Here is a 25,383-nt window from a genome sequence, read left to right as displayed (position 1 = left end):
GAAGCACACTGATCTGACGAGGGGAGACGTCTGATGAGTCAGCCACAAATATCGCTGAACGACCGGTTCGATCTTGAGAAATCGCCTGTTCTTTTGAACGGAACGCAGGCGCTGGTGCGTCTGATGCTGATGCAGCGCGCGCGCGACCGGCAGGCCGGGCTGAATACGGCGGGACTGGTGACCGGATATCGCGGTTCGCCACTTGGCGCGGTCGATCAGCAGATGATGCGGGCGCAGCGATATCTTGCCGAAAGTGACGTGACTTTTCAGTACGGTCTGAACGAAGATCTGGCCGCCACCGCGTTATGGGGCAGTCAGCAGGCCGGATTGCGCGGCGATGGGCGCTATGATGGTGTGTTCGGTCTTTGGTACGGCAAAGGGCCGGGTGTCGACCGGTCGGGCGATGTGATGCGTCACGCCAATATGGCGGGCACGGCACAGCATGGCGGCGTGCTGATGGCGATGGGGGATGACCACACGGGCGAAAGCTCGACCGTTTTGCACCAATCCGAGTGGTCTTTGGTCGATATGTATATGCCGGTGGTCAGCCCGGCGGGCGTGCAGGAGATATTGGACTACGGCATCTACGGCTTTGCACTCAGCCGGTTTGCCGGTGTCTGGGTTGGCTTGAAAACGATGAAGGACACGATCGAGGTGACCTCGGTCGTGGATGGCAGGCCGGACCGGGTGGGTCTGGTAATGCCCGAGTTCGACATGCCCGAGGGCGGACTGAACATCCGACTGGGCGACACGCCGCATCTGCAAGAGGCGCGGATCATCGACTATAAACGTTTCGCGGCCGAGACGTTTTCTCATGCCAACAAGCTGGATAAACGGGTCTGGGGCAAGCCGGGGGCCAAGATCGGGTTTGTGGCGGCTGGCAAGAACTGGCTGGATCTGGCCCACGCGCTGTCGCTGCTGAACATTGATGAGGCCGAGGCCGAGCGCCTGGGTATCACCACCTACAAGATCGGGCAGACCTTTCCGCTGGATATGGCCGGGTTCCATGACTGGGCAGAAGGGCTGGACCTGATTGTTATCGTTGAAGAAAAGCGCAAACTGATCGAGGTGCAGGTCAAGGAAGCCATCTTTGACGACCGCCGGGGTCGCCGCGTTTACGGTTGGTACAAGGGCGGGGCCGGGACCTTGCACCGCGAGGAACTGTTCCCCACGCGCGGCGCGCTGGACCCGATCATGATTGCCGAGAAACTGGGTGAGATCCTGATCGAAGAGGGCCGCGATACCGATGGTGTTCGGGCGGGGCTAGAAAAGCTGTCCCAGGCGCGTCGGGCCGACAACGCCCAGGAAATCGCGACGCGTCTGCCGTATTTCTGTTCGGGCTGTCCGCATAACAGCTCGACCAAAGTGCCCGATGGCAGCCGGGCTTATGCCGGGATCGGGTGCCATTACATGGTGCAGTGGATGGATCGGGAAACGACCGGGTTCACTCAGATGGGCGGAGAGGGCGCGAACTGGATCGGGGAGGCTCCGTTTTCGACCACCAATCACGTGTTCCAGAACCTTGGCGACGGAACCTATAACCACTCGGGCGTGCAGGCGATCCGGGCCGCTTTGTCGGCGGGCACGAACATCACTTTCAAAATTCTGTTCAACGACGCGGTTGCAATGACCGGTGGACAGGGAAACGAAGGCGATCTGACCGCCGAACGGATCGTGGCCGAGGTCAAGGCCATGGGTGTCCAACACGTAGCGCTGGTTTATGACGAGAAAGAAGACGTGAACCTTGGCGCCTTGCCCTCCGGTGTGGAAACCTTCGAACGGGCCGAGTTGATGCAAGTGCAGGATCGGTTCCGCGAGATCGACGGTGTCTCGGTCATTGTCTATGTCCAAACCTGCGCTGCCGAAAAGCGCCGCCGCCGCAAGCGAGGGGAATTCCCGGACCCGGACAAGCGCGTCTTTATCAACACGGATGTCTGCGAAGGTTGCGGCGATTGCGGCGTGCAATCGAACTGCGTCTCGATCGTGCCCAAGGAAACCGAACTGGGCCGCAAGCGGGCGATTGATCAATCAAGCTGTAACAAGGATTTTTCCTGCCTGAACGGGTTCTGCCCGTCCTTTGTCACCCTGGAAGGGGCGAAAATCCGGAAAGAGGCGACGAAACAGCTTGATCTGCCCGATCTGCCACTGCCGGAGCTACCGCAGATCAAGGGCACGCATAACGTGGTCATCACCGGGGTTGGTGGCACGGGCGTCGTGACCCTTGGTGCTATTCTGGCGCAGGCCGCGCAGATAGATGGCAAGGGCGCGGGCATGATGGAGATGGCGGGTCTGGCGCAAAAAGGCGGCGCGGTTCACATCCACTGCCGTCTGGCCAACAAGCCGGAAGACATCAGCGCCATTCGCGTGGCCACCGGTGAGGCGCACGCGCTGATTGGTGGCGATTTGGTGGTGTCAGCCGGGGCCAAGACGCTGGGCCTGACACGGGCCGGACAGACAGGTGCCGTGGTCAACAGCCACGAAACCGTAACCGGCGACTTCACCCGCGACACCGAATTCCGCATCCCGGCCGATCAGTTGGAACTGGCCTTGCAGGCGCGGCTGAAAGACGATGTCACGCTATTTGATGCCACCGAGTTGGCAAAGGTGGTGATGGGCGATTCGATCTATTCCAACATGATGGTCTTTGGTGCGGCCTGGCAGCGCGGCGTCCTGCCGGTTACCTACGAGGCCATAATGGGTGCCATCGAACTCAACGGCACAGCGGTTGAGCGCAATAAACGCGCCTTTGATGTAGGCCGCTGGGCTGTTCTGCACCCGGACGAGGTGCAGGCGATGTTGTCGCCCTCGGTCACCGAGTTGCCGAAATCTCTGGACCAGATGATTGAGTTCCGGGCGCAGCACCTGACCAACTACCAATCCAAGCGGCTGGCCAAACGTTATCGCAAGCTGGTGGATGGGATCGAGGATGCCAAGATCCAGGAAGCGGCGGCCAAGGGATACCACAAACTGCTGTCCTACAAGGACGAATACGAGGTTGCCCGATTGCTGCTCAGCAGCCGGGACAAAGCGGCGGCGGAGTTTGATGGCGACTTCAAGATGACCTTCCATCTTGCCCCGCCGATCTTTGGCAGAGCAGGCGGTAACGGCAGACCGCGCAAACGCGCCTTTGGTGAGTGGATGCTGGGGCCGCTTAAGCTGATGGCGAAGATGAAGGTGCTGCGGGGAACACCTCTGGACATTTTCGGATACTCGGCCGAGCGCAAAATGGAACGCGCTTTGATCCGGCAATATGAAAAGGACATGAAGCAGGTTCTGCCTTTGGTGTCTCAGGACACGCAAGAAGCCATTGCCGCCCTGGCGCGTCTGCCGCTGGAAATCCGCGGTTTCGGCCCGGTTTTGCTGGAAAACGAGGCCAAAGCCGCGAAACGGCGCGAGGAATTGCTAGCGACCATCAAAAGTGGAGGGCCAGAACTGCGCGCTGCGGCGGAATGAGGCGTCACAAACCTGTCACGATAGCTAGGCAAAATTGCGCCTCAAACATATAATACAGGCGAACAACCGGAGTCCGTAAATGCCCTCGCGCCGTCATGTCGTTCGTGACATTTCCTACGCCCATTCCGCCGAAACCAAAGGCGGTCGGATGGTTATCAAGCTTATGGAGAATACAACGGGCCGAATGCGCCTGATCAAGCGTGCGGATGGGTATGAAAAAGACGTGGCCAAAGGGCGCGACTTCTGGGCCGTCATGGTCGAACGATATGGGCTGACGCTGGACGTTGTGGGCGGGTCGTTGTCGAATATCCCCAAGGACGGACCTTTGATCCTGATTGCCAACCACCCCTATGGCATTCTGGATGGTCTGATGATGGGGCATATGCTTTCCGAGACGCGCGGCGATTTCCGCATTCTGGCCCATAGGGTGTTCCGCAAGGCCGAGGAATTGAACCGCATCATCCTGCCGATTTCGTTTGATGAGACGAAAGAGGCGATGAAGCTGAACCTGGAAACCCGCAAAACCGCGCTGAACTATCTGGGGGATGGCGGGGCGATTGGGATTTTCCCGGGCGGTACGGTCAGCACGGCGGTCAACCCGTTTGCCTATCCGATGGATCCGGGTTGGCGTGGGTTCACTGCCCGAATGGTGGCAAAATCGAATGCGACCGTGGTGCCGGTGTTTTTCGACGGGCACACCTCTCGCCTGTTCCAGATCGCCAGCCATTTGCACAACACGTTGCGCATGGGATTGCTGATCAAAGAGTTCAAGAAACGCGTCGATACCCCGGTCAAAGTGGTGATTGGCGAGCCCATCGGGCGCGATGTTCTGGACCCGTTGGGCAAGGATACGCGCAAGATGATGGATTTCCTGCGCAAAGCCACGTATGAGCTGTCTCCGACACCGCTGAAGTCGTATGACTACGGCTATGAATTCGAGGAACGGCATCGCGCCTGAAGGGGCAAATGGCAGTAGGCATCTTTGATTCCGGTTTGGGCGGTCTGACCGTCCTGAACGCCGCGCAGAAACACCTGCCGGACGTTGATTTCCTGTATTTTGCGGACAGTGCACACGCGCCTTACGGTGTGCGCGACGCCGAGGATATCTATCAACTGACCCGCAAGGCGGTGCACGAACTGTGGGATCGCGGCTGCAATCTGGTGATTCTGGCCTGCAATACCGCCAGCGCCGCTGCGCTGCGGCGGATGCAGGAAGCGGGTGTGCCCGAGGGTAAGCGGGTTCTGGGCGTTTTCGTTCCTCTGATCGAAGCTCTGACTGAACGGCAGTGGGGCGACAACTCACCCCCGCGCGAGGTTGCGGTGAAGCACGTTGCCCTGTTTGCCACACCTGCCACCGTATCCAGCCGGGCCTTTCAGCGGGAACTGGCGTTCCGCGCGATTGGCGTCGATGTCGAGGCGCAGGCCTGCGGTGGTGTGGTCGATGCCATTGAAGATGGCGACATGATTCTGGCCGAGGCATTGGTACGCAGCCATGTGGATGCGTTGAAACGGAAAATGCCCGACCCTCAGGCCGCGATTCTGGGCTGCACCCATTACCCGTTGATGGCCGAGACTTTTCAGGCCGCGTTGGGCCCGGATGTTCAGGTTTTCAGCCAGGGCGATCTGGTTGCCGCAAGTCTGGCGGACTACCTGCAACGCCACCCCAACATGCTGGGCGACGGCACGAGCGGATTCCTGACCACCGGCAAGCCGGGTTTTGTCAGCGATCGGGCGACACAATTCCTCCGACGACAAATCTCGTTCGAGGCGGCCTGATTTAGGTCAAGGACGCGCCCCTTCCAATTTTCTAAATCCAAGACCGTCACATCGGCGGTCATGAAATGTGACACATGGAAAGAAGAGGTCTGACATGACCCACAAAATCGCAATTCTGGGCGCATCCGGTTATACCGGCGCCGAATTGGTGCGGCTGATCGCCGAGCACCCGAACATGGACATCGTCGCGCTGGCGGCCGAGCGTAAGGCAGGCATGAGCATGGCGCAGGTCTTCCCGCATCTGCGGCATATGGACCTGCCGGATCTGTGCAAGATTTCGGAAATCGACTTCTCTCAGATCGATCTGTGTTTCTGCGCTTTGCCACACAAAACCAGTCAGGATGTGATCCGCGATCTGCCGAAGACCCTGAAAATCATCGACCTGTCCGCAGATTTCCGGCTGCGGGACGCGGATGAGTACGAAAAATGGTACGGCAATCCGCACAGTGCGTTGGAGCAGCAGGAAGAGGCTGTCTATGGCCTGACCGAGTTCTACCGGGACGAGATCCGCACCGCTCGGCTGGTGGCTGGTACAGGCTGCAACGCGGCGACGGGGCAGTATGTGCTGCGGCCGTTGATTTCGGCTGGTGTGATCGATCTGGACGATATCGTGCTGGACCTGAAATGCGCAGTCTCGGGTGCGGGGCGGTCTTTGAAAGAGAATCTGCTGCACGCCGAGTTGAGCGAGGGGTATAACGCCTATGCCATCGGTGGTACGCACCGGCATCTGGGTGAGTTTGATCAGGAATTCTCGAAACTCGCCGGGCGCACGGTCCATGTGCAATTCACCCCCCATCTGATCCCGGCGAACCGGGGGATTCTGGCGACGACCTATGTAAAGGGCGACCCGCAGAGCATCTATGAGACGCTGGCCAAGGCCTATGAAGGCGAGCCGTTCATTCAGATGCTGCCAATGGGCGAAGCCCCGTCGACCCACCATGTGCGGGGCTCGAACTTCTGCCATATCGGTGTGGTGGCTGACCGGATCGAACGGCGCGCGACAGTGGTCGCTGCGCTGGATAACCTGACAAAAGGTAGCAGTGGGCAAGCCTTGCAGAACGCCAACCTGATGTTAGGTGAGGATGAAACCCGGGGGCTGATGATGGCCCCTCTATTCCCGTGAGGACGGTATGAAAACGCTCAAGAAACGTCGTCGAGTTCAGATCATTCTGGTGGCCGTTGTCGCCCTTGTGGCGTCGACGGCGTTGATTGGGTACGCAATGCGCGACGGCATCAACTTTTTCCGCTCGCCCAGTCAGGTGATCGCGGAACCGCCCGCACCGACCGAGGTGTTTCGTATCGGTGGCCTGGTCGAGGAAGGCTCGATCATTCGCGGGCAGGGCGAGACTGTGCGTTTTGTCGTGACCGATGGCGGCGAAAGCGTGCAGGTGGCGTTTACCGGTGTTCTGCCGGATCTGTTTTCTGAGAATCAGGGCATGGTGGGGACCGGAAGTTACGTGAATGGTGTCTTTGAAGCCACTGAAATACTTGCGAAACACGATGAGACTTATATGCCGAAGGAAGTAATGGATGCTTTGAAAGAACAAGGCGTCTACAAGGGGCCTGAGGAAAGCTGAACGCAGCTGCGCTGCGTGCCTCCGGCGGAGGTATTTTTGAACAGAAGAGGCAGGGGCGTTGCGCGTATCAGGCGGCAGCGCCCTGTTTCGTTTGGGGATGTAAACTGTCTTGCGTGACCGTTTTGCCCGGCAGATTGGTCAGGGGAAGATATGCAGACGGTTCGACAGATAGCGGCAGAGATCGTAGCGCGGGAAGGCGGATTTGTGGACGACCTGGACGATCCGGGCGGGGCCACGAAGTTTGGCGTCACCATTCACACCATGCGCAGGCTTGGGTTGGATTTGAACGGCGATGGGCAGGTCGACACCGCTGATGTCCGGGTGCTGAGCCGTGGGCAGGCGGTCGATATTTTCGTGCGGCACTATTTTGAGAAGCCACGCATTGCCGCTTTGCCCGATATTCTGCACGCGACGGTGTTTGACATGTATGTCAACGCGGGTGCGCAGGCGGTTCGAATCCTTCAGCGGTTATTGCGCGAGATGGGCTTTGATGTGGCGGTTGATGGGGTCATTGGGCCGCAGACGGAACGCGCCTGTGAAGAGGCGTTGCGCCCTGACGCTGTTGCCCTTCGGGATGCATATGGCGTGGCGCGCCGAAACTATTATTTCCGGTTGGCGGATCGACGCCCCGCAACGCGAAAATACGCCCGCAGCCGTGCCGGTGGGAAAGGCGGATGGATCAGGCGGGCCGAGGAGTTCATTTCGCCCAAATACCACATGGGCGACGTTGAGTTTCAAAGGAGAGTTGCGGTATGGGGTTGATTACGGGGTTATTGGGTTTTCTGTTCGGCGGCGGGCGCAACGTGGTGCGTGAAACTGCGGAAATATTCAGAGAAAACTCCGAAGAAGGGGCCAGGCGGGCGCTGGCCGTGCAAGGGCAGGCGATGGCGCAATTCCGGGCCGAGTTTCAGGTGCCGCGCAAAGGTGCGTTTGATCGGTTTATGGACGGGCTGAACCGCGTACCGCGCCCGGCGCTGGCGTTCGGAACGCTGGGCCTGTTTGCGGCGGCGATGATCGACCCATTGTGGTTTGCCGCGCGGATGCAGGGGATCGCACTGGTGCCTGAACCTTTGTGGTGGTTGCTGGGTGTCATCGTGTCGTTCTATTTCGGTGCGCGGCATCAGGCCAAGGCGCAGGATCTGCAGCGTGAGATATCTCAGACCATGTTGCGGGCCCCGCAGGTCATGGACAATCTGCGCGCGCTGAGGGAGTTGCGCAGTGACAGCCCGGGCGCTGCCGATACCGGCCCGGATGCCGGGTTGCAGCTTGAGGTGATGCGCGCCGATCCCAATCCTGCATTGGTCGATTGGAAACGGTTGCGCAGCGCCTGAACCGCGACACTATGTGCGCCTGAAATCGGCGAAAGTGATTGGCGATCAGGAAGCCTGCGGAGTATATCCATGGGCATGATTACAGAGCTCGGTCACTTCGCCTTAATTCTAGCCTTTCTGGTCGCCATCGTGCAAAGCGTGGTGCCCCTTGTCGGCGCTGCCAAGCGGTGGACCGGGTGGATGATATTTGCGGAACCTGCCGCGATTTCACAGTTCCTGCTGACCGCATTTTCATTTGGGGCCTTGGTCTGGGCGTTCACAAGCTCGGATTTCTCGCTGCGGATCGTGGTTGAAAACAGTCACTCTGCGAAACCGATGATCTACAAGATCAGCGGGACATGGGGGAACCACGAAGGGTCGATGCTGCTATGGGTGCTGATCGTGACTCTGTTTGGTGCCATGGCAGCGGTGTTTGGGGGTGGCTTGCCGCCGACGTTGAAGGCACGGGTGCTGGCTGTGCAATCGGCCGTGGCGGTGGCGTTTTTTGCCTTTATCCTGTTCACTTCGAACCCGTTCGACCGGCTTGCCGTTGCGCCCTTTGATGGGCGCGACCTGAACCCGCTGCTGCAGGACCCCGGTTTGGCGTTTCACCCGCCGTTTCTGTACCTCGGCTATGTGGGCCTTAGCATGGCCTTCAGCTTTGCCGTCGCCGCGCTGATCGAGGGGCGGATTGATGCCGCCTGGGGGCGGTGGGTGCGACCATGGACACTGGCGGCCTGGGTCTTTCTGACCATCGGTATCGCGCTGGGATCGTGGTGGGCGTATTACGAGCTTGGTTGGGGTGGGTTCTGGTTCTGGGACCCGGTCGAGAATGCCTCGTTCATGCCGTGGTTGCTGGCGGCGGCGCTGTTGCATTCGGCCATTGTGGTTGAAAAGCGCGAAGCGTTGAAAAGCTGGACTATCTTGCTGGCGATCATCGCCTTTGGGTTCTCGCTGATCGGGACGTTCATCGTACGGTCGGGCCTGCTGACATCGGTGCACGCCTTTGCAACGGATCCCGAGCGGGGCGTGTTCATCCTGATGATCCTTGTTTTCTTCATCGGCGGCGCACTGACCCTGTTTGCGGCGCGCGCGCAGGCGATGGAGGCTAAAGGCGTCTTTGGCGTTATCAGCCGTGAAAGCGCGCTGGTGGTGAATAACGTTCTTCTGGCCGTCAGCTGCTTTGTCGTATTCGCCGGGACCATGTGGCCGATGGTGGCCGAGATGATGTTTGATCGGAAACTCTCGGTCGGGCCGCCGTTTTTCAATGTCGCCTTCACGCCGTTCATGGTGCTGCTGGGTCTCGTTCTGCCCATTGGTGCGATGCTTCCGTGGAAACGGGGAAAGCTGGGCAAGACGGCCTGGTCCCTGCGCTATGCCTTTCTGCTGGCCGTGGCCTTGGGGCTGTTGGTTTGGGCAATGCAGACCGGGCGCAGCGCGCTGGGTCCGGTGGGGCTGTTCCTTGGGGCCTGGATCACGCTCGGCGCAATTATTGATCTGTGGAGCCGTACGGGCCGAAAAGGCAATCTGAAACGGCTGTTCCGCCTGCCGGGGGCCGATTGGGGCAAGGCCGTGGCCCATACCGGGCTGGGCGTCACCATCTTCGCCATCGCCGGTCTGACCGCGTGGGAGGTTGAGGATATTCGGGTCGCCCAACCCGGTCAGCCGTTCGAGGTGGGGCAGTTTACCCTGACGCTGGAAGATGTGCGGCGCGTGCAGGGGCCGAACTATTTTTCGACCACGGCTGATGTTCTGGTTGAATCCGGCGATCGGGTGATTGGCACTTTGCACCCAGAGAAACGAGACTATCCGGTGGCGCGCATGCCCACCACCGAGGCGGCGATTGACTACCGGGTTCTGCGTGACCTTTATGTGGTGATTGGCGATCAACAGGCCGATGGGGGCTGGGTGATGCGGACCTATATCAAACCTTTTGCCAACTGGATCTGGGCGGGATGTATCCTGATGGCGCTGGGTGGTGTTCTCAGCCTGTGTGACCGTCGTTTCCGTGTCGCTGCTGGCGCGCGCAAGACGCCCTCGGCCGGAGTACCTGCGGAATGAAGCGTCTGATCTTGATCCTGATGCTGCTGGCGACGCCCGGATTTGCCGTGCAGCCTGACGAGGTGTTGGACGATCCGGTTCTGGAACAGCGCGCGCGTGACCTTAGCACGGGGTTGCGCTGTCTGGTGTGCCGGAATGAAAGCATCGATGAAAGCAACGCGGACCTCGCCCGCGATCTGCGCCTGTTGCTGCGGGAACGGCTGGTCGCGGGGGATACAGACGAGCAGGCGATTTCCTTTATCGTCGATCGCTATGGCGAATATGTGCTGCTGAAACCGAAAGTTACGGGATCCAACCTGATGCTGTGGCTGGCTGGTCCGCTGATGCTGCTGGTTGCGGCTGGCATGGGGTGGAGCTTTGTTCGAAGCCGTTCCAAAGTTCAGGCGGCGGGCGAGACGGATACGCTCAGCGACGAAGAAAAGGAACGGCTGCGTCAGATTCTGGAAGATTGACGCGCGGTTCCACTTCCCCTTGTCCTGCGAATACGTCAGGGTTCGCTGAAACTGTCGCCAGGGGAGGCTTTGCATGGATTATGAAACGATCCTGTTGGACATCACGGACGGGCTTGCCGTTCTGACATTCAACCGTCCGGACAAGATGAACGCTCTGACCACGCAGATGCGCGCGGAAATCACCCATGCCATGAAACACGCTGCTCGCCACGCGCGCTGCGTTGTTTTGACTGGGGCGGGTGGAGCGTTTTGCTCGGGGCAGGATCTGGGCGATGCGTCATCGACCGGGAAGATCGATCTGGAACGGTCCCTGCGTGATGAGTATCAGCCGATGCTTGAAACCATCCATGACTGCCCGGTTCCGACCATTGCCGCCGTGAACGGCCCGGCTGCCGGGGCAGGGGCAAATCTGGCGCTGTGTGCCGATGTGGTGATCGCAACCGAAAGTGCGTATTTCCTGCAGGCTTTTGCCCTGATCGGACTGTTGCCGGATGCGGGCGGAACCTGGTTCATGCCGCGTCAGATGGGACTGGCCAAGGCGATGGGGGCGTCGCTGTTTGCCGAGAAAATCAGCTCCCGTCAGGCGGATGACTGGGGTCTGATCTGGGAAGCGGTCGCGGATGAGGATTTTGCCGCGCATTGGCGCAAGCGGGCCACCTATCTGGCCAATGGCCCGACCGCAGGTTTTGCCGCGATGAAACAGGCCCTGCGCGGAACATACGAAAACACGCTGACGCAGCAGTTGACGACCGAGGCGCATTTGCAGGGCGAATGCGGACGTTCGCGTGACTTTGCCGAAGGTGTTGTGGCCTTTCTGGAAAAGCGCCCCGCCAAATTCGAGGGGCGCTGATCGCAATCAGGCACGGCGGCGACGGCGCGTGCGCCGTTCCGGCGCTGCCGCATCCTCGCCCGTGCCGTCCGAGGCCGAAGTGAACGACCCCAACGCGTCGGTGATCTGATCCAGCGTTGGACGTTCCGTGCGCGGCGTGGTGTCCAAAGCGCGGCGCATCTTTTCCAGATGCGCGGGCATGGTACCACAGCAGCCACCGATGATGGTGGCCCCGGCATCGCGGGCCATCACGGCGTATTGAGCCATCAGATCCGGCGTGCCGTCATAGTGGATGTGACCATCCACATATTTCGGAATACCCGCATTGCCTTTGGAAATCAGCGGGCGTTCGGTGCCCTGAGCCGCAAAGCCCAGAACCGTGCGCAGAATGTCCGACGCGCCTGTGCCGCAATTCGCGCCAAAGGCCACTGGCGGGTTGGGCAGGGTCTCGACCAGCAGGGCCAGATCGGAAGAGGTCACGCCCATCATGGTGCGCCCGGCGGTGTCAAAGCTCATGGTGCCACACCAGGGCATGTCGGCCAGTGCAAACGCCTCGGCGGCGGCGCGGAATTCCTCGGGCGCGCTGATGGTTTCCAGCCACAAGACGTCAGCGCCACCTTCTTTCAGCGCCTCGGCCTGTTCGTGAAACATCTCGACCGCTTCCGCATGGGACAGGCTGCCGACAGGCTCCATGATCTCACCGGTCGGGCCGACGGACCCGGCCACGATCACGGTGCGCCCGGCCTTGTCCGCCACTTCACGGCCCAGTTCGGCCCCGATGCGGTTCAGCTCACCCACGCGATTCTGTGCGTCATGCAGTTTCAGCCGTGCGGCCGTGCCACCAAAGGTGTTGGTCAGAAACAGATCGCTGCCCGCATCGACCGAACCCTGATACAGCGCCCTGATCTTGTCCGGCGCGTCAACGTTCCAAAGCTCGGGCGCATCGCCGGATTGCAGGCCCATATTGAACAGATTGGTGCCGGTCGCGCCGTCTGCCAGAATGGCATCGGCGGTGTTCAGAAGTTCAGTCAGCGCGTTTGTCATTGGGGTATTCCGAAGCAAGGCGTAATGCGCCTGTAAGAAAAAAGAGACGCCCCGTGTCTCATGACAGGGGCGTCAAATCAAATTCATATTACTCATGAAGATCATGAGCAATTCTGTGAGAAGGGTCAGATATCGGCCTCGGCCATGACCTGTTCTTTGGCCTCGACCAGCAGCTCGACCATCTTTGAACGGATTTTGGCTTCATCCGCCAGATCACCCAGATAGCCTTTGACCGCGTTGACCACGTCATCCTCGCTTACATTTTGCAGGTCCGTGTGCACCAGTTCCTGCCCGTATTTGCGCGCCTGTTCAACGGTCTCGCCCTTCAGGGTCGAGGCCCAGACAGCCATAAACCGGTTGCGGCGCATCCGGGCGATGAACTGCATCTTTTCGTCATGTGCAAATTTCGATTCAAACGCAGCTTCACGCTCGTCAAAAGTGGTCATGGGACAGGGGCCTCTTGGGTTAGGATGTCTGCATTGATGCATATGACCATACGGGACCATCGGTGCAAGGTATTTGCGCTGTGTCAAAGTCTCGCTGGTCTGTAAACTTGCGGGAAGAGGGGGCTTGGACTATGAGGACGCCAACGTGAGGGGACTCGATCCCTCTGATCAGTCTGGAAAGGTCGCTTATGGCGCGTCGCAAGAAAATCTACGAAGGCAAAGCCAAGATTCTGTATGAAGGCCCCGAGCCGGGCACGCTTGTGCAGTATTTCAAGGATGACGCCACCGCGTTCAATGCGGAAAAGAAGGACGTGATCGATGGCAAGGGCGTGTTGAACAACCGCCTGTCCGAGTTCTTCATGAACGGTCTGAACCAGATCGGCGTGCCCACGCATTTCATCCGCCGCCTGAACATGCGCGAGCAACTGGTGCGCAATTGCGAGATTGTGCCGCTGGAAGTGATCGTCCGGAACTATGCCGCAGGGACGATGTCCAAACGTCTGGGCATTGCCGAAGGCACGCAGTTGCCGCGCCCGATTGTCGAGTATTGCTACAAGGATGACTCGCTGGGCGATCCGCTGGTCACCGAGGAACATATCGCCGCCTTCGGGTGGGCCAGCCAGCAGGACATGGACGATATTCTAAGCCTTGCGCTGCGGGTCAATGATTTCATGAGCGGCCTGATGCTGGCTGTCGGAATTCGCCTGATCGACTTCAAGATCGAAATCGGGCGCGTTTTCGATGGCGATTACCAGCGCTTGATCGTGGCCGATGAAATCAGCCCCGATAGCTGCCGGTTGTGGGATATTGAAACCGGTCAGAAGCTGGACAAGGACGTATTCCGCCGTGATTTGGGCAATCTGACCGACGCCTATTCGGAAGTTGCACGTCGTCTGGGTGTGCTGCCGAAAAGCAACGTGACCAAGCCAACGTTGATCAACTGATCCCTTTGGCTGATGAAACAAAGCGCCACCGCGAATCCGGTGGCGCTTTTTTGTTGGGATTGAAAGCCCGTCCAGTGTGACCGCCCTTTGCGGATTCAGAGCCGCCGAATTGCCTGGCTTTGTCGCACATGCCCGTCGGTGGCGGCCAGAAAACGACCTGCGTCAAACTGCGGTGCAAACAGGGTTGTCCCAAGGCCGCAACCACGCTATCCCCCGCGCAACGAAATGGGCCCTGACGCGCGGCCCGCAGGTGGAGTTGCGAAAATGAAAGCACGGGTGCATGTGATGCTCAAGAACGGGGTGCTGGACCCGCAGGGCGAGGCTGTGCGGCACGCATTGGGCGCCATGGGCTTTGATCAGGTCGAAGGTGTGCGCCAGGGCAAGGTGATCGACCTTGAGCTGGCAGACGGCGCGACCGAGGCTGACGTGACCGAGATGTGCGAGAAGCTGTTGGCCAATACGGTCATCGAACGCTACGAGATCGAACTGGTCTGATATTACCCGCAAAGGAGGGTCTGCCATGCGTGCTGCCGTCATCGTATTCCCCGGCTCGAACTGCGACCGGGACCTTGCCGTGGCTTTCGAACAGGCCGGTTTTCAGGTCGATATGGTCTGGCACAAGGATGCGGCATTGCCGGACGGGATCGACATCGTCGGCGTTCCGGGCGGCTTTTCCTATGGCGACTACCTGCGGTGTGGCGCGATTGCGGCCCAATCCCCGATCTGCAAGGCGGTTGTCGAACATACCGAGCGTGGCGGCTATGCCGTGGGTATCTGCAACGGCTTTCAGATCCTGACCGAGACCGGTATCCTGCCGGGCGCGCTGTTGCGTAATGCGGGGCTGAAATACATCTGCAGAACTGTCGGCCTGAAGGTCGAAACCAGCAACAGCGCCTTTACCGAAGGCTACAATGCTGGCGACGTGATTGGCATTCCGATTGCGCATCACGACGGCAACTATTTCGCGGATGATGCCACATTGTCCACGCTGCGCGATCAGGACCGGATAGCGTTCACCTATACCGAGAACCCGAACGGCTCGGTCGGGGATATTGCTGGTATTTTGTCGGAAAACCGTCGTGTTCTCGGGATGATGCCGCACCCGGAACGGGCCGCGGATGAAGGTCACGGCGGCACCGATGGTACGGCATTGTTCCGCGCATTGTCGGGCGTGCTCGCTCCGGCGTGACTTGAGGTTGGGCCCTAGCGCGCGTACCTTCTGGGTATGAGTACCGAGGTTCGCACAGGCTGGTCCAAACTGGCACGACCCTTTCGCGGGGCACCTCTGGGGTGGCGGCTGCGTCTGGCCATCATCCTGCTGCTTTTGGTCACGGTAGCAACGGTCTGGATCACCAACCGTCTGCTGACCGACCGCTTCACCGAAGACACCCGAAACAGCGCCGAACTGCGGCTGGCGCTTGATTCCGGCAACTTGCTGAGCGAGTTGCGCCGCAACGCCATTGTTCCGCAATTGTTGTCGCGCGACCCCACCCTGATCTCGGCGTTGCAATCCAGCGATTATACGCTGTCCACCCAACGCCTGATTTCGTTCGTGGAAGAAATCGGCGCCGCGTCGCTGATGCTGCTGGATGGAGACGGGCGTACGGTTGCCGCCACCGACCGAAACCGACTGGGTGAGGCGCATCGAAACGCGCCTTATTTCGTGGATGCAATCCGGGCCAATTCGACCTTGTTTTCGGTCATACCAAGGGAATCCGGCGGCTACAGCTTTGTCTATTCGCGCCGAATTCAAGGTGCGGCCGAAATCCTCGGCGTGATCGTGGTCGAGGTCGATTTGCAGAAATTCGAGCGGGCCTGGGCAGGTATTTCGCACGCCGTTCTGGTGACCGACAGCACCGGCAACATCATCCTTTCAACCGAGCCGCAATGGCGCGGTCTGGATGAGACGTCGGCGATGCTGCGCCAGCCGCCTCAGGGCGCAATTCAACGCGCGATCCGGGCCACGACCGATTGGACGGCGCTTCCGCCCGACGCCTACCTGCAGGGTGAGGCGGTGATGCGAATGGAAAAACGCATCCCGTTCCGCGGCTGGCAGATGACCTCGTTCACCTCGTACGAGTCGGTGCGCGAGCGGGTGAACAGCGTGCTTGCGCTGGAAATCATGGGATTTGCGATTCTTCTGGCGCTGACCTTCTATGCGCTCAGCCGTCGGGCCACCTTGCGGATGGCCCTGTTCCAGCGCGAGTCGGCAGAGCTTCGCGCATTGAACACAAGGCTACAGCGGGAAATCGCTGAGCGGGAAAGGGTTGAAAAGACGCTGGATTTGGCCGAGCAGACCCTTGCCCAAAGCTCGAAACTGGCGGCGTTGGGCGAGATGTCTGCGGCGGTGAGCCACGAGCTCAATCAACCGCTGGCGGCGATGAAAACCTATCTGGCTGGCGCGCGTCTGCTGCTGCGCCGCAACCGCCCCGAAGAGGCGCTGGCCAGCTTTGGCCGCATCGATGGGCTGATCGAGCGCATGGGTGCGATCACACGGCAACTGAAATCTTACGCTCGCAAAGGGGCAGATGCGTTTTCACCTGTGAATCTTGGTGAAGCGCTGGCCTCGTCCCTGTCGATGATGGAACCGCAACTGCGCCAGCGACATGTGAAGATCACTCAGATCCTGCCGGAAGAACCTGTGGTGGTGATGGGTGACCGGATGCGGATTGAGCAGGTAATGGTCAACCTCTTGCGCAATGCGCTGGACGCCACCAAATCGGTGGCAGAGCCGGATGTGGAAATCATCCTGGCAGCGGGTGATACGGCGGTGCTGACCGTGCGCGACAATGGCTACGGGATCGAGGATATCGAGAACCTGTTCGAGCCCTTCTACACCACCAAGCAGCCCGGCGATGGCGTCGGACTGGGGCTTGCCATCTCGTCCGGGATCGTGAACGACCATGGTGGACGGCTAACCGCGCGCAACGGACAACACGGCGGCGCGGTGTTCGAAATGCAATTGCCGATACTGGGAAGCGACGGCCTTGAGGCCGCAGAATAAAAGGGAAGACTATGGCACAGGCCATGAAGATCGCCATTGTGGATGATGAACAGGACATGCGCCAGTCGATCAGCCAATGGCTGGCATTGTCCGGATATGACACCGAAACCTTTGCCAGCGCCGAAGATGCGCTGAAGGTGCTGGGGCCGGACTATCCGGGCATTGTGATCTCGGATATCAAGATGCCCGGGATGGATGGTATTCAGCTTTTGAAAAAGCTGATGGGGGCGGACAGCACTCTGCCGGTGATCATGATCACCGGTCACGGCGATGTACCCATGGCGGTTGAGGCGATGCGGGTTGGGGCGTTCGATTTCCTTGAAAAACCGTTCAATCCGGATCGCATGTCGGAACTGGCCAAACGCGCCAGCAATGCGCGGCGTCTGACGCTGGACAACCGGGCGCTGCGGCGCGAGTTGTCGGGCGGCACCCAGATCATGAACAAGCTTATCGGGGCCAGCCCGGTTATGGAACGCCTGCGCGAGGATATTCTGGATCTGGGTCAGGCGGACGGTCACGTTTTGATCGACGGCGAGACCGGAACGGGTAAGACGCTGGTAGCCCATGCGCTGCACGCGGTTGGCAGCCGGGCGGGTAAGAAGTTCGTTCTGGTGTCCTGCGCAGCGCTGGAAGAAGAGGCGCTGTCCAAACGCCTGTTTGGCCCGATGATGCCCGAAGACGCTCAACTGCCCGCGATTGAGGAAGCCCGTGGTGGTACGCTGGTACTGGAGGATGTGGAGGCCCTAAGTGACACGCTGCAAGCGCGTTTGCTGAGCGTGATGAACGAACAGGGCACCCCGGCGGAAACACGCATCGTTGCGATTTCGAACCTGCAAGAGGCCGGAAAAACCAGCGAAGACGTGCTGCGCCCGGACCTGTTCTATCGGCTTGCCGCGCTGCGGATCACCATGCCGCCGTTGCGTCAACGGGGCGAAGACATTCTGACCCTGTTCACCCGCCTCAGCGAGCAATTTGCCGAGGAATATGGCTGTGATGCGCCGCAGGTCAGCGCTCAGGAAGCGGCGCAGCTGTTGCAGGCCCCGTGGCCGGGGAATGTGCGTCAGTTGATCAACATCGCCGAACGGGCCGTGCTGCAATCGCGGCGTGGGTCGGGGACGATTGCATCCTTGCTGATGTCGGATCACGAGGAAATGCAGCCGGTGATGACCACCGAAGGCAAGCCGCTGAAAGAATATGTCGAGGCATTCGAGCGGATGCTGATCGACAACACGATGCGGCGACATAAAGGTTCTATTGCCTCGGTCATGGATGAGCTGTGCCTGCCGCGTCGGACGTTGAATGAGAAGATGGCGAAATACGGGCTTCAACGGTCGGACTATTTGTGAGGCCGGGGAGGGGGGCCAGCCCCCCTCTTGAGCCATAGGCTCAATTCACCCCCCGAGGTATTTTTAAACAGAAGAAGATGGGCGCGGCGCGTTTGAGATGGACGGGATGCAGTTTGCCCATTGTGTTTTCCACAGGACTGCTTTTATTGTGTCCGAACGGGCCGGGCCATTTTTGCGCCTTTAAGCCCCGAATCTTTGAGTTTCGCTGCGTCGCAGCAGGTGATCTTTTGTTTTCACCGCGAAGCAGACCGATTGTGCCTCGATCCATGGGGCAGTTGAGTACCTGAGCCCGATGCGTCGGGTGAAAGGAATAAATGGGCAGGCAGCGATCCCAATCGCGCCTGTCGGAGAAGGACCGCGATGACGCGCGCGCAACGTTTGAGAGACCGGGCAGGGGGCCATAGCGCCAGACCCTGCCGCGCGCCGTCCGATATCGCCCTGACAAGACACCTCCCCAAAAGCGCCTGTCCGCCTGGACGGGTCAGGACAACGCGTTTGGCGCGGTGCACCAAGGACACATGGCTAAGAAAATGCTTATCGATGCCACCCACGCGGAAGAAACCCGCGTCGTGGTGGTCGACGGAAACAAGGTCGAGGAGTTCGATTTTGAATCCGAAAACAAACGCCAGCTTGCTGGCAACATCTATCTTGCAAAAGTAACCCGGGTCGAGCCGTCGCTGCAGGCGGCCTTTGTGGATTATGGCGGGAACCGGCATGGGTTCCTGGCATTTTCCGAGATTCATCCCGATTACTACCAGATCCCCGTCGCCGACCGTGAGGCGCTGATGGAGGAAGAGCGCGCTTATGCCGAGGCCATGAAGGCACGGGATGAAGCGGAAGAGGCCAAGCCGAAAAAACGCCGGTCGCGGTCGCGGACCAAGGCGGCGGATGTGAAATCCGATGATGCGGTCGAGTCGATTGAAGTGTCGTCCGAACCGAGCGGCATGGAAACCATCGATCTTGAAGACGGGGAAGAGGCGGAACTGGCGGTGCCCGAGGGGACCTCACCGGTTGATTTGGTTGCAGACACTCCGGTGGAAGAGCCGGTGGATGAGGAAACGCCTGCAGAAGACGCGGCGGATGTAGCGGTCGAGGCCGATGAGCAGGCCGCGGAAGAAACTGACTCTGCGGCTGAGACGCGAGCAGAGGGTGAGGCCGATGCAGAGGTGGACGCCTCGGCAGAGGACGCTGCGGACTCGTCGGACGAGGTGAGCGAGCCAGAGCAGGCTGAAGAAGAAGCCAAGGCCGATGCCGAAGGTGAGAACCCCGAAGACGGTAACGCACCATCGGATGCAACTGCCAAGGATGCTTCGATTGAATCGGTTGCGGATGAAGATGACAGCGAGGATATTCGCCCTCCGCGCAAGCCGCGGCCGCGTCGCTACAAGATTCAGGAAGTCATCAAGGTGCGCCAGGTTCTGCTGGTGCAGGTCGTCAAGGAAGAACGCGGCAACAAGGGTGCTGCGCTGACCACATATCTGTCGCTGGCCGGGCGCTACTGCGTTCTGATGCCAAACACCGCGCGCGGTGGCGGGATCAGCCGTAAGATTACCAATGCCCCCGACCGCAAGAAGCTGAAAGAGATTGCAGCCGAGATCGACGTACCGACCGGCGCGGGCCTGATCATCCGGACCGCCGGGGCCAAACGCACCAAATCCGAGATCAAGCGCGACTATGAATACTTGCAGCGTCTGTGGGAGCAGATCCGCGAGCTGACGTTGGAATCCATCGCGCCCGCAAAAATCTACGAGGAAGGCGATCTGATCAAACGGTCGATCCGCGATCTCTATAACCGCGATATCGATGAGGTTCTGGTCGAAGGCGAGGGCGGGTATCGCATCGCCAAGGACTTCATGAAGATGATCATGCCGTCCCACGCCAAGAACGTGAAACGGTATGAGGACGCGCTGCCGCTGTTCGCGCGTTATCAGGTGGAAAGCTATCTGGCGGGGATGTTCAACCCGACTGTGCAGTTGAAATCCGGTGGCTATATCGTGATCGGCGTGACCGAGGCGCTGGTGGCGATCGACGTGAACTCGGGCCGGGCCACCAAGGAAGGCTCGATCGAGGAAACGGCGCTCAAGACCAACCTTGAGGCGGCTGAGGAAGTGGCGCGGCAGTTGCGTCTGCGTGACCTTGCCGGACTGATCGTCATCGACTTTATCGATATGGACGAGCGCAAGAACAACACCGCTGTTGAGAAGCGCCTGAAAGACAAGCTGAAAACCGACCGTGCGCGCATTCAGGTTGGCCGCATCTCGGGCTTTGGCCTGCTAGAGATGAGCCGCCAGCGCCTGCGCCCCGGTATGCTGGAAGCGACCACGCAGCCGTGCCCGGCCTGTCATGGCACCGGCCTGATCCGCTCGGACGACAATATGGCGCTGTCGATCCTGCGTCAGATCGAAGAGGAAGGCACCCGCCGCCGCTCGCGCGAGGTGTTGGTGCGTTGCCCGGTGAGCATTGCAAACTTCCTGATGAACCAGAAGCGCGAGCATATCGCTCAGATCGAGGCGCGCTATGGTCTGTCGGTACGGGTCGAAGGTGATCTGCATCTGGTCAGCCCTGATTTCTCGATGGAGAAATTCAAGACCGCCAGCCGGATCGTGCCCGAGGCGACCGCGCCTGTTGTGTCTGCGGATGCCTCGCTGATGGATCTGGTCGATGCGACCGATGAGGATGAGGCTGAAGAGGAAACCGTTCAGGCCGAGGAAGAGACCAAGCCCAAGCGCAAGCGTCGCCGTCGCCGTCGGAAGAAGGGTGGCAATGCGGCTGAACAGCAAGACGCCGGGGCGGATTCTGATGCCGTGAGCGAAGAGGCCGGTTCTGACGAGGATGGCTCTGACGATGCAAAGCCCCAAGAGGGTGCCGACGCGTCCGAAGATGAGGACAAGCCCGCGAAGCCAAAACGCCGCCGTGCACCGCGTCGTAAGAAGAAGGATGCGGAACCGGTTGCGGCCGAAACTGAGGCAGAAACCGGTGACCCGGAAACGGCGGAAACGCAGGTGACTGAGGAAGCCCAAGCTGAGCCTGTTGCGGAACCCGAGGCCGAAGAGCCTGTTGCAGAACCCGAAGCCGAAGACGTTGCCGCAGAAGCCGAAGCCCCTGCAGTGTCTGAGCCCGAAGAGGTTCAGGCTGAGGCTGTTGAAGTCGCTGAGTCGGTGGAAGAGCCAATCGAAGCCGCAGACGCTCAGGAAGACCCTGCTGAGGCGGAAGAGGTTACAGCCGAACCTGTCGTCGAAGACACGCCTGCCGAACCGGTAGCAGAAGAAACCGCAGCCGAACCGGTCTTGGAAACGGTGGCGGAAGAGCCCGAAAAGCCCAGCGAACCGCCAAAACCCAAACGGCGCGGATGGTGGTCCTTGGGCCAGTAAACAAAAGAAAGGCGGGCCAGGTGCCCGCCTTTTTCTTTGGCTCGATCCGATCAGGCTGATTTTTGGATCAGATAGACCTGATGGCCGTTCTCTTCTTCCTGCGACAGCAAGTTATGGCCGCTTTCCATGCAGAAATGTGGAACATCGACGATTGCGGCTGGGTCATCCGCCAGCACACGCAAAAGCCCCCCAGCAGGCAGGGATTTCAGCCGCTTTCGGGCCTTCAGAACGGGCAGGGGGCACAAAAGCCCTAGCGCGTCGAGTATCTCGGGTTCGTCAGTCATGTTGATTGAGATATTTCCAACAGGCGACGCTGTCCAGCATGCAACATACGACCACGAGGATGTGACTGAATGGCCCCGTGACGAAATCCACCTGATACCATATGTGCTTAGTCATGTTCGGAATTGATATCATCGACGCGGGGCTGCTGCCCGCCATGTTCATCGCCATGATCGGTGGGTTGATCAGTTTTCTGTCGCCCTGCGTTCTGCCGATTGTGCCGCCCTATCTGGCATATATGAGCGGCGTGACCATCAATGAGATGCAGGATGAGGCACGCGCGCGGCGCAAGGCGACCCTGTCGGCGCTGTTCTTTGTTCTGGGCCTGTCGACCGTCTTTCTGCTGCTGGGCTTTACCGCCTCGGCGTTTGGGGCGTTTGTGCTGAAGAATCAGGTGCTGTTTGCAAAGCTCTCGGGCGCGGTGGTTATTGTCTTTGGTCTGCACTTTCTGAACGTTTTCCGCATTCCGCTGCTGGACCGCGAGGCGCGGGTTGAAACCGGTGATTCCGGAGGCTCGGTGTTCGGCGCTTATATCCTTGGTCTGGCCTTTGCCTTTGGCTGGACGCCCTGCATCGGCCCGCAGTTGGGAGCCATCCTGTCCCTGGCGGCGTCAGAGGCATCGGTTGCGCGCGGCACGTTGTTGCTGGGTGTTTATGCTGCGGGTCTGGGCATTCCGTTCCTGCTGGCGGCGATGTTCCTGAACCGCTCGATGAGTGTGATGAACCGGATCAAGCCCTACATGGGCACGATTGAGAAGGTGATGGGCGGTCTACTGCTGTTCGTTGGGATCATGCTGATCACCGGCCTTTTCACCGAATTCAGCTGGTGGCTGCTGGAAACCTTCCCGGCACTGGCGGTTCTGGGCTGATCCTCCTTACCTTGGCCGCAATGCTGCGTTAACCTGCGCAGCAGAAGGTAAGGCCATGAGCAGTCACACAAATCAGCCTCAGGTGAGTAAACGCCGGGTGTTCTACATCCCTGGCTACGACCCGATTCCGGCGCGCCGGTACCGTGAGCTGTATCGGACCGAGTCGCAGGCGCAGGCCGAAATTTCGGGCTATGAGATTGCTATGTCTCCCAAACCTGTCGAAGGACCATTTGGCTGGCACGTGACATCGGCTCAGGATGGCATGGAGGTCCAGACGGACATAGACGTTCTGGTCTGGTCCGACATCGTGCGCGACAGCATGTCCGGGTCGATTTTGGCGACCTATCTTCAACTCGGGCGCACGGCGTGGACTTATATCTCAACCGGCACGCTGAAACGGCTCAGTCAGTTGCGGAAAGGGCCGGTGATCGCGGCGCTGTATCCGGTTGGCATGCTCTTACTGCAATTGGCGGCTGCGATGATCGTCGTGGCGGTTGCGGTGGCTACTCTGGGTTTGTGGGGTCTGTTGCCCTCATTGGCTTTAGCTTACCTGCTGCTTCAATGGTTTCGAAAGATCGATAACCGGTTGTTCGCCTACTACCTCATGCACGATTACGCCTATTCAGCGCAGCTGAACGGGGAAACTCCCGCCGGGCTGCAGGATCGTTTGGATGAGTTTGTGCACCTGATTGATGCCGCGTTTGACACGGACGTGGACGAGGTTCTGGTCGTCGGCCACAGCTCTGGCGCGCATCTGGGTGTGTCCATTCTGGCCGATTTGATCCGCGCGCGCGGCGATCTGCCGAACCGCCCGGCTCTGTCCTTTTTGACCCTCGGCCAGGTGGTTCCGATGGTCTCGTTTCTGCCCAACGCCACAAAACTGCGGGGTGATCTGCGGTTTCTGTCGTCGCAAAAGGCCGTGACCTGGGTCGATGTTTCGGCGCCGGGCGATGGGTGTTCCTTTGCCCTTTGCGATCCGGTTGCGGTTAGCGGGGTGGCCGGGCCGGACAAGATCTGGCCGCTGGTCCTGTCTGCGGCGTTCACTCAGACTCTGTCGCCTGAACGCTGGCGGGAATTGCGTTGGAAATTCTTCCGGCTGCATTTTCAATACCTTTGCGCTTTTGACCAACCCGGAACCTATGACTACTTCCGCATCACGGCGGGGCCCCAGACACTGGGTGCACGGTTCAAAGGGCGAACCCCGTCCAAAACCCGCATCGAGACCGCGGTTTCGAAACATACGAGTGTCGACGCATGACCCCTCCAAAGCCGCGCTCTCGTCCTGATCGTGTTTCGCTGTGGCGCTATCTCAAACTGTTCCGCCGCGATCTGCTGTCCGCGCAGCCCGAGCGGTTGTACCGCGCCTGGATGGCCGAGTTTCGAACGCCTTTCTTCCGGTCCTACATGATTAATCAGCCGGACCTGATTGACACCGTTCTGAAAAAGCGCCCCGACGACTTTCCTAAGTCCAGCCGTATCAGCGAAGGGCTGCGCCCATTGTTGGGCAATTCGGTCTTCCTGACCAATGGCGACGTCTGGAAACGCCAGCGCCGCATCATTGACCCCGCTTTCGAGGGCGGACGTCTGAAAGACACGTTTCCCGCCATGCTGGCCGCCGCCGACGCCTGCGTTGAACGGCTGCGCGGTCAGGCCGGGGCTGAGGTCGAATGCGAAGAGGTGACCAGCCACGCCGCTGCCGATGTGATCTTTCGGACGCTGTTTTCCGTACCGATCGAGCATGAGATCGCCGCCGAGGTGTTTCGTAAGTTCCGAACCTATCAGCGCGAACAACCGTTGCTGAATCTGGCGGCCTTTGTGCCGCTGCCACGCTGGTTGCCCCGGTTGCATTCGAAACGCACCCGTCAGACGGCTCGGGAAATCCGCGACCTTATCGCCAGACTCACGTCCGAGCGGGCCGTGGCGATTGCCCAAGGCGAGGCCCCGGATGATCTGGCAACCAAGATCATGACGACGCCTGATCCCGAAACCGGTGCGTGTTTTGACACCGAAGAGATGATCGATCAGGTCGCGATCTTCTTTCTGGCGGGCCATGAAACCAGCGCCTCGGCGCTTGCGTGGACGTTGTACCTGATGGCGCTGTACCCTGAGTGGCAGGAGAAAGTCGCGCAAGAGGCCGAGGCGTTGGACGTCCCCTCCTTCGCCGTCATGTCCAAGCTGAAGCTCAGCCGTGATGTGTTTCGCGAGGCATTGCGGCTGTACCCGCCGGTGCCGATGATGGTGCGGCAAGCCTCTTGCCCTGAAAGATTTCGCAATCGCGAAGTGCTGAAGGGGTCCCAGATCGTTATCAGCCCGTGGCATCTGCACCGCCAAGAACGGTTGTGGGATAACCCCGACGCATTCGATCCGGCACGCTGGCACACCGAAAATGGCAAGTCCTGTCAGCGCGACGCCTATATCCCGTTCTCCACCGGCCCGCGTGTCTGTACCGGGGCGGGGTTTGCGATGGTCGAGGGGCCGTTGATCCTTTCCACGCTATTGCGCAGGTTCAGATTCGAAACAATCGCCGAAAAAACACCGGTTCCGGTGGCCCATCTGACCGTCAGATCGAAAGACGGCATTTGGTTGCGCGTGGTTGAGCGCTAACAAACTATCATCGCCC

The 25,383-nt window shown here is 59.7% G+C and carries 22 protein-coding genes; 19 read left to right on the top strand and 3 right to left on the bottom strand.

Features of this window, described 5'->3' with window-relative positions; all coding sequences use genetic code 11:
* The first annotated feature begins 33 nt into the window (after positions 1 to 33).
* From ACR0MO_RS03920 to ACR0MO_RS03875, 10 genes are all read left to right on the top strand, one after another.
* On the top strand, positions 34 to 3,453 hold the full coding sequence (locus ACR0MO_RS03920; protein WP_480889803.1) for an indolepyruvate ferredoxin oxidoreductase family protein: 3,420 nt from the start codon (positions 34 to 36) through the stop codon (positions 3,451 to 3,453).
* Positions 3,454 to 3,532: 79 nt separating this feature from the next.
* A complete protein-coding gene (locus tag ACR0MO_RS03915; protein WP_170518396.1) occupies positions 3,533 to 4,411 on the top strand; it encodes a lysophospholipid acyltransferase family protein in 879 nt (292 codons plus the stop codon).
* A gap of 8 nt (positions 4,412 to 4,419) precedes the next feature.
* A complete protein-coding gene (locus tag ACR0MO_RS03910) occupies positions 4,420 to 5,229 on the top strand; it encodes an aspartate/glutamate racemase family protein (RefSeq protein ID WP_170518399.1) in 810 nt (269 codons plus the stop codon).
* 94 nt (positions 5,230 to 5,323) lie between these two features.
* On the top strand, positions 5,324 to 6,352 hold the full coding sequence (gene argC / locus ACR0MO_RS03905; RefSeq protein ID WP_480889801.1) for an N-acetyl-gamma-glutamyl-phosphate reductase: 1,029 nt from the start codon (positions 5,324 to 5,326) through the stop codon (positions 6,350 to 6,352).
* Between the two features lie 7 nt (positions 6,353 to 6,359).
* On the top strand, positions 6,360 to 6,806 hold the full coding sequence (gene ccmE, locus ACR0MO_RS03900) for a cytochrome c maturation protein CcmE (RefSeq protein WP_170450870.1): 447 nt from the start codon (positions 6,360 to 6,362) through the stop codon (positions 6,804 to 6,806).
* Between the two features lie 150 nt (positions 6,807 to 6,956).
* The gene (locus tag ACR0MO_RS03895; RefSeq protein ID WP_480889799.1) at positions 6,957 to 7,568 is read left to right on the top strand and encodes a holin-associated N-acetylmuramidase; all 612 of its coding nucleotides are present in this window, start codon (positions 6,957 to 6,959) and stop codon (positions 7,566 to 7,568) included.
* A complete protein-coding gene (locus tag ACR0MO_RS03890; protein WP_480889796.1) occupies positions 7,559 to 8,137 on the top strand; it encodes a holin family protein in 579 nt (192 codons plus the stop codon). The genes ACR0MO_RS03895 and ACR0MO_RS03890 overlap by 10 nt, the downstream gene beginning before the upstream one ends.
* Positions 8,138 to 8,212: 75 nt before the next feature.
* Complete coding sequence (locus ACR0MO_RS03885; RefSeq protein ID WP_480890877.1) at positions 8,213 to 10,177, top strand: heme lyase CcmF/NrfE family subunit; 1,965 nt, start codon at positions 8,213 to 8,215, stop codon at positions 10,175 to 10,177.
* Positions 10,174 to 10,629 (top strand): cytochrome c-type biogenesis protein, encoded by a 456-nt coding sequence (locus tag ACR0MO_RS03880; protein ID WP_170734692.1) that lies wholly within the window; start codon positions 10,174 to 10,176, stop codon positions 10,627 to 10,629. The genes ACR0MO_RS03885 and ACR0MO_RS03880 overlap by 4 nt, the downstream gene beginning before the upstream one ends.
* 73 nt (positions 10,630 to 10,702) lie before the next feature.
* On the top strand, positions 10,703 to 11,479 hold the full coding sequence (locus ACR0MO_RS03875; RefSeq protein ID WP_480889794.1) for an enoyl-CoA hydratase-related protein: 777 nt from the start codon (positions 10,703 to 10,705) through the stop codon (positions 11,477 to 11,479).
* Between the two features lie 6 nt (positions 11,480 to 11,485).
* On the opposite strand, the gene bmt is transcribed toward ACR0MO_RS03875, so the two are convergent.
* Entirely contained in the window at positions 11,486 to 12,502 is a 1,017-nt protein-coding gene (bmt, locus tag ACR0MO_RS03870) for a betaine--homocysteine S-methyltransferase (protein ID WP_480889792.1), read from the bottom strand.
* A 125-nt stretch (positions 12,503 to 12,627) separates the two neighbouring features.
* Complete coding sequence (locus tag ACR0MO_RS03865; RefSeq protein WP_170450857.1) at positions 12,628 to 12,948, bottom strand: DUF1476 domain-containing protein; 321 nt, start codon at positions 12,946 to 12,948, stop codon at positions 12,628 to 12,630.
* A 188-nt stretch (positions 12,949 to 13,136) separates the two neighbouring features.
* Between ACR0MO_RS03865 and purC the strand changes: the two genes are divergently transcribed.
* From purC to ACR0MO_RS03835, 6 genes are all read left to right on the top strand, one after another.
* Entirely contained in the window at positions 13,137 to 13,892 is a 756-nt protein-coding gene (gene purC, locus ACR0MO_RS03860; protein WP_480889789.1) for a phosphoribosylaminoimidazolesuccinocarboxamide synthase, read from the top strand.
* A 264-nt stretch (positions 13,893 to 14,156) separates the two neighbouring features.
* Positions 14,157 to 14,387: a phosphoribosylformylglycinamidine synthase subunit PurS gene (gene purS / locus ACR0MO_RS03855; protein WP_117872765.1), complete on the top strand. Its 231-nt coding sequence runs from the start codon at positions 14,157 to 14,159 to the stop codon at positions 14,385 to 14,387.
* Positions 14,388 to 14,412: 25 nt separating this feature from the next.
* Positions 14,413 to 15,081 carry a phosphoribosylformylglycinamidine synthase subunit PurQ gene (purQ, locus tag ACR0MO_RS03850; protein ID WP_170450854.1) on the top strand — a complete coding sequence of 223 codons (669 nt, stop codon included), beginning with the start codon at positions 14,413 to 14,415 and terminating at the stop codon, positions 15,079 to 15,081.
* Positions 15,082 to 15,117: 36 nt separating this feature from the next.
* Positions 15,118 to 16,896 carry a sensor histidine kinase gene (locus ACR0MO_RS03845; protein ID WP_480625980.1) on the top strand — a complete coding sequence of 593 codons (1,779 nt, stop codon included), beginning with the start codon at positions 15,118 to 15,120 and terminating at the stop codon, positions 16,894 to 16,896.
* 11 nt (positions 16,897 to 16,907) lie between these two features.
* A complete protein-coding gene (locus ACR0MO_RS03840) occupies positions 16,908 to 18,242 on the top strand; it encodes a sigma-54-dependent transcriptional regulator (RefSeq protein WP_170450850.1) in 1,335 nt (444 codons plus the stop codon).
* Between the two features lie 518 nt (positions 18,243 to 18,760).
* A complete protein-coding gene (locus ACR0MO_RS03835; RefSeq protein ID WP_480889786.1) occupies positions 18,761 to 21,613 on the top strand; it encodes an Rne/Rng family ribonuclease in 2,853 nt (950 codons plus the stop codon).
* Positions 21,614 to 21,663: 50 nt separating this feature from the next.
* On the opposite strand, the gene ACR0MO_RS03830 is transcribed toward ACR0MO_RS03835, so the two are convergent.
* Complete coding sequence (locus ACR0MO_RS03830; RefSeq protein ID WP_170450846.1) at positions 21,664 to 21,897, bottom strand: sulfurtransferase TusA family protein; 234 nt, start codon at positions 21,895 to 21,897, stop codon at positions 21,664 to 21,666.
* Between the two features lie 113 nt (positions 21,898 to 22,010).
* Here ACR0MO_RS03830 and ACR0MO_RS03825 point away from each other — a divergent pair, with 113 nt between their 5' ends.
* From ACR0MO_RS03825 to ACR0MO_RS03815, 3 genes are read left to right on the top strand one after another with little or no spacing between them, the layout of a single operon-like run.
* On the top strand, positions 22,011 to 22,763 hold the full coding sequence (locus tag ACR0MO_RS03825; protein WP_170450844.1) for a cytochrome c biogenesis protein CcdA: 753 nt from the start codon (positions 22,011 to 22,013) through the stop codon (positions 22,761 to 22,763).
* A 55-nt stretch (positions 22,764 to 22,818) separates the two neighbouring features.
* Positions 22,819 to 24,021 carry a hypothetical protein gene (locus ACR0MO_RS03820; protein WP_170450842.1) on the top strand — a complete coding sequence of 401 codons (1,203 nt, stop codon included), beginning with the start codon at positions 22,819 to 22,821 and terminating at the stop codon, positions 24,019 to 24,021.
* A complete protein-coding gene (locus ACR0MO_RS03815; protein ID WP_480889784.1) occupies positions 24,018 to 25,367 on the top strand; it encodes a cytochrome P450 in 1,350 nt (449 codons plus the stop codon). The genes ACR0MO_RS03820 and ACR0MO_RS03815 overlap by 4 nt, the downstream gene beginning before the upstream one ends.
* Positions 25,368 to 25,383: the final 16 nt, after the last annotated feature.

Source organism: Ruegeria sp. K5, assembly GCF_056531805.1.
Note: the sequence above shows the minus strand (reverse complement) of the source record. Positions and strands in the feature narration are given on the sequence as shown.

Coding starts and splice junctions, on each gene's coding strand:
- bmt (WP_480889792.1), bottom strand. CDS start 12,502: ATGACAAACGCGCTGACTGAACTTCTGAACACCGCCGATGCCATTCTG.
- ACR0MO_RS03835 (WP_480889786.1), top strand. CDS start 18,761: ATGGCTAAGAAAATGCTTATCGATGCCACCCACGCGGAAGAAACCCGC.
- ccmE (WP_170450870.1), top strand. CDS start 6,360: ATGAAAACGCTCAAGAAACGTCGTCGAGTTCAGATCATTCTGGTGGCC.
- ACR0MO_RS03920 (WP_480889803.1), top strand. CDS start 34: ATGAGTCAGCCACAAATATCGCTGAACGACCGGTTCGATCTTGAGAAA.
- purQ (WP_170450854.1), top strand. CDS start 14,413: ATGCGTGCTGCCGTCATCGTATTCCCCGGCTCGAACTGCGACCGGGAC.
- ACR0MO_RS03875 (WP_480889794.1), top strand. CDS start 10,703: ATGGATTATGAAACGATCCTGTTGGACATCACGGACGGGCTTGCCGTT.
- ACR0MO_RS03895 (WP_480889799.1), top strand. CDS start 6,957: ATGCAGACGGTTCGACAGATAGCGGCAGAGATCGTAGCGCGGGAAGGC.
- ACR0MO_RS03820 (WP_170450842.1), top strand. CDS start 22,819: ATGAGCAGTCACACAAATCAGCCTCAGGTGAGTAAACGCCGGGTGTTC.
- ACR0MO_RS03880 (WP_170734692.1), top strand. CDS start 10,174: ATGAAGCGTCTGATCTTGATCCTGATGCTGCTGGCGACGCCCGGATTT.
- ACR0MO_RS03825 (WP_170450844.1), top strand. CDS start 22,011: ATGTTCGGAATTGATATCATCGACGCGGGGCTGCTGCCCGCCATGTTC.
- ACR0MO_RS03815 (WP_480889784.1), top strand. CDS start 24,018: ATGACCCCTCCAAAGCCGCGCTCTCGTCCTGATCGTGTTTCGCTGTGG.
- ACR0MO_RS03830 (WP_170450846.1), bottom strand. CDS start 21,897: ATGACTGACGAACCCGAGATACTCGACGCGCTAGGGCTTTTGTGCCCC.
- ACR0MO_RS03840 (WP_170450850.1), top strand. CDS start 16,908: ATGGCACAGGCCATGAAGATCGCCATTGTGGATGATGAACAGGACATG.
- ACR0MO_RS03865 (WP_170450857.1), bottom strand. CDS start 12,948: ATGACCACTTTTGACGAGCGTGAAGCTGCGTTTGAATCGAAATTTGCA.
- ACR0MO_RS03915 (WP_170518396.1), top strand. CDS start 3,533: ATGCCCTCGCGCCGTCATGTCGTTCGTGACATTTCCTACGCCCATTCC.
- ACR0MO_RS03845 (WP_480625980.1), top strand. CDS start 15,118: ATGAGTACCGAGGTTCGCACAGGCTGGTCCAAACTGGCACGACCCTTT.
- argC (WP_480889801.1), top strand. CDS start 5,324: ATGACCCACAAAATCGCAATTCTGGGCGCATCCGGTTATACCGGCGCC.
- ACR0MO_RS03890 (WP_480889796.1), top strand. CDS start 7,559: ATGGGGTTGATTACGGGGTTATTGGGTTTTCTGTTCGGCGGCGGGCGC.
- ACR0MO_RS03910 (WP_170518399.1), top strand. CDS start 4,420: ATGGCAGTAGGCATCTTTGATTCCGGTTTGGGCGGTCTGACCGTCCTG.
- purS (WP_117872765.1), top strand. CDS start 14,157: ATGAAAGCACGGGTGCATGTGATGCTCAAGAACGGGGTGCTGGACCCG.
- ACR0MO_RS03885 (WP_480890877.1), top strand. CDS start 8,213: ATGATTACAGAGCTCGGTCACTTCGCCTTAATTCTAGCCTTTCTGGTC.
- purC (WP_480889789.1), top strand. CDS start 13,137: ATGGCGCGTCGCAAGAAAATCTACGAAGGCAAAGCCAAGATTCTGTAT.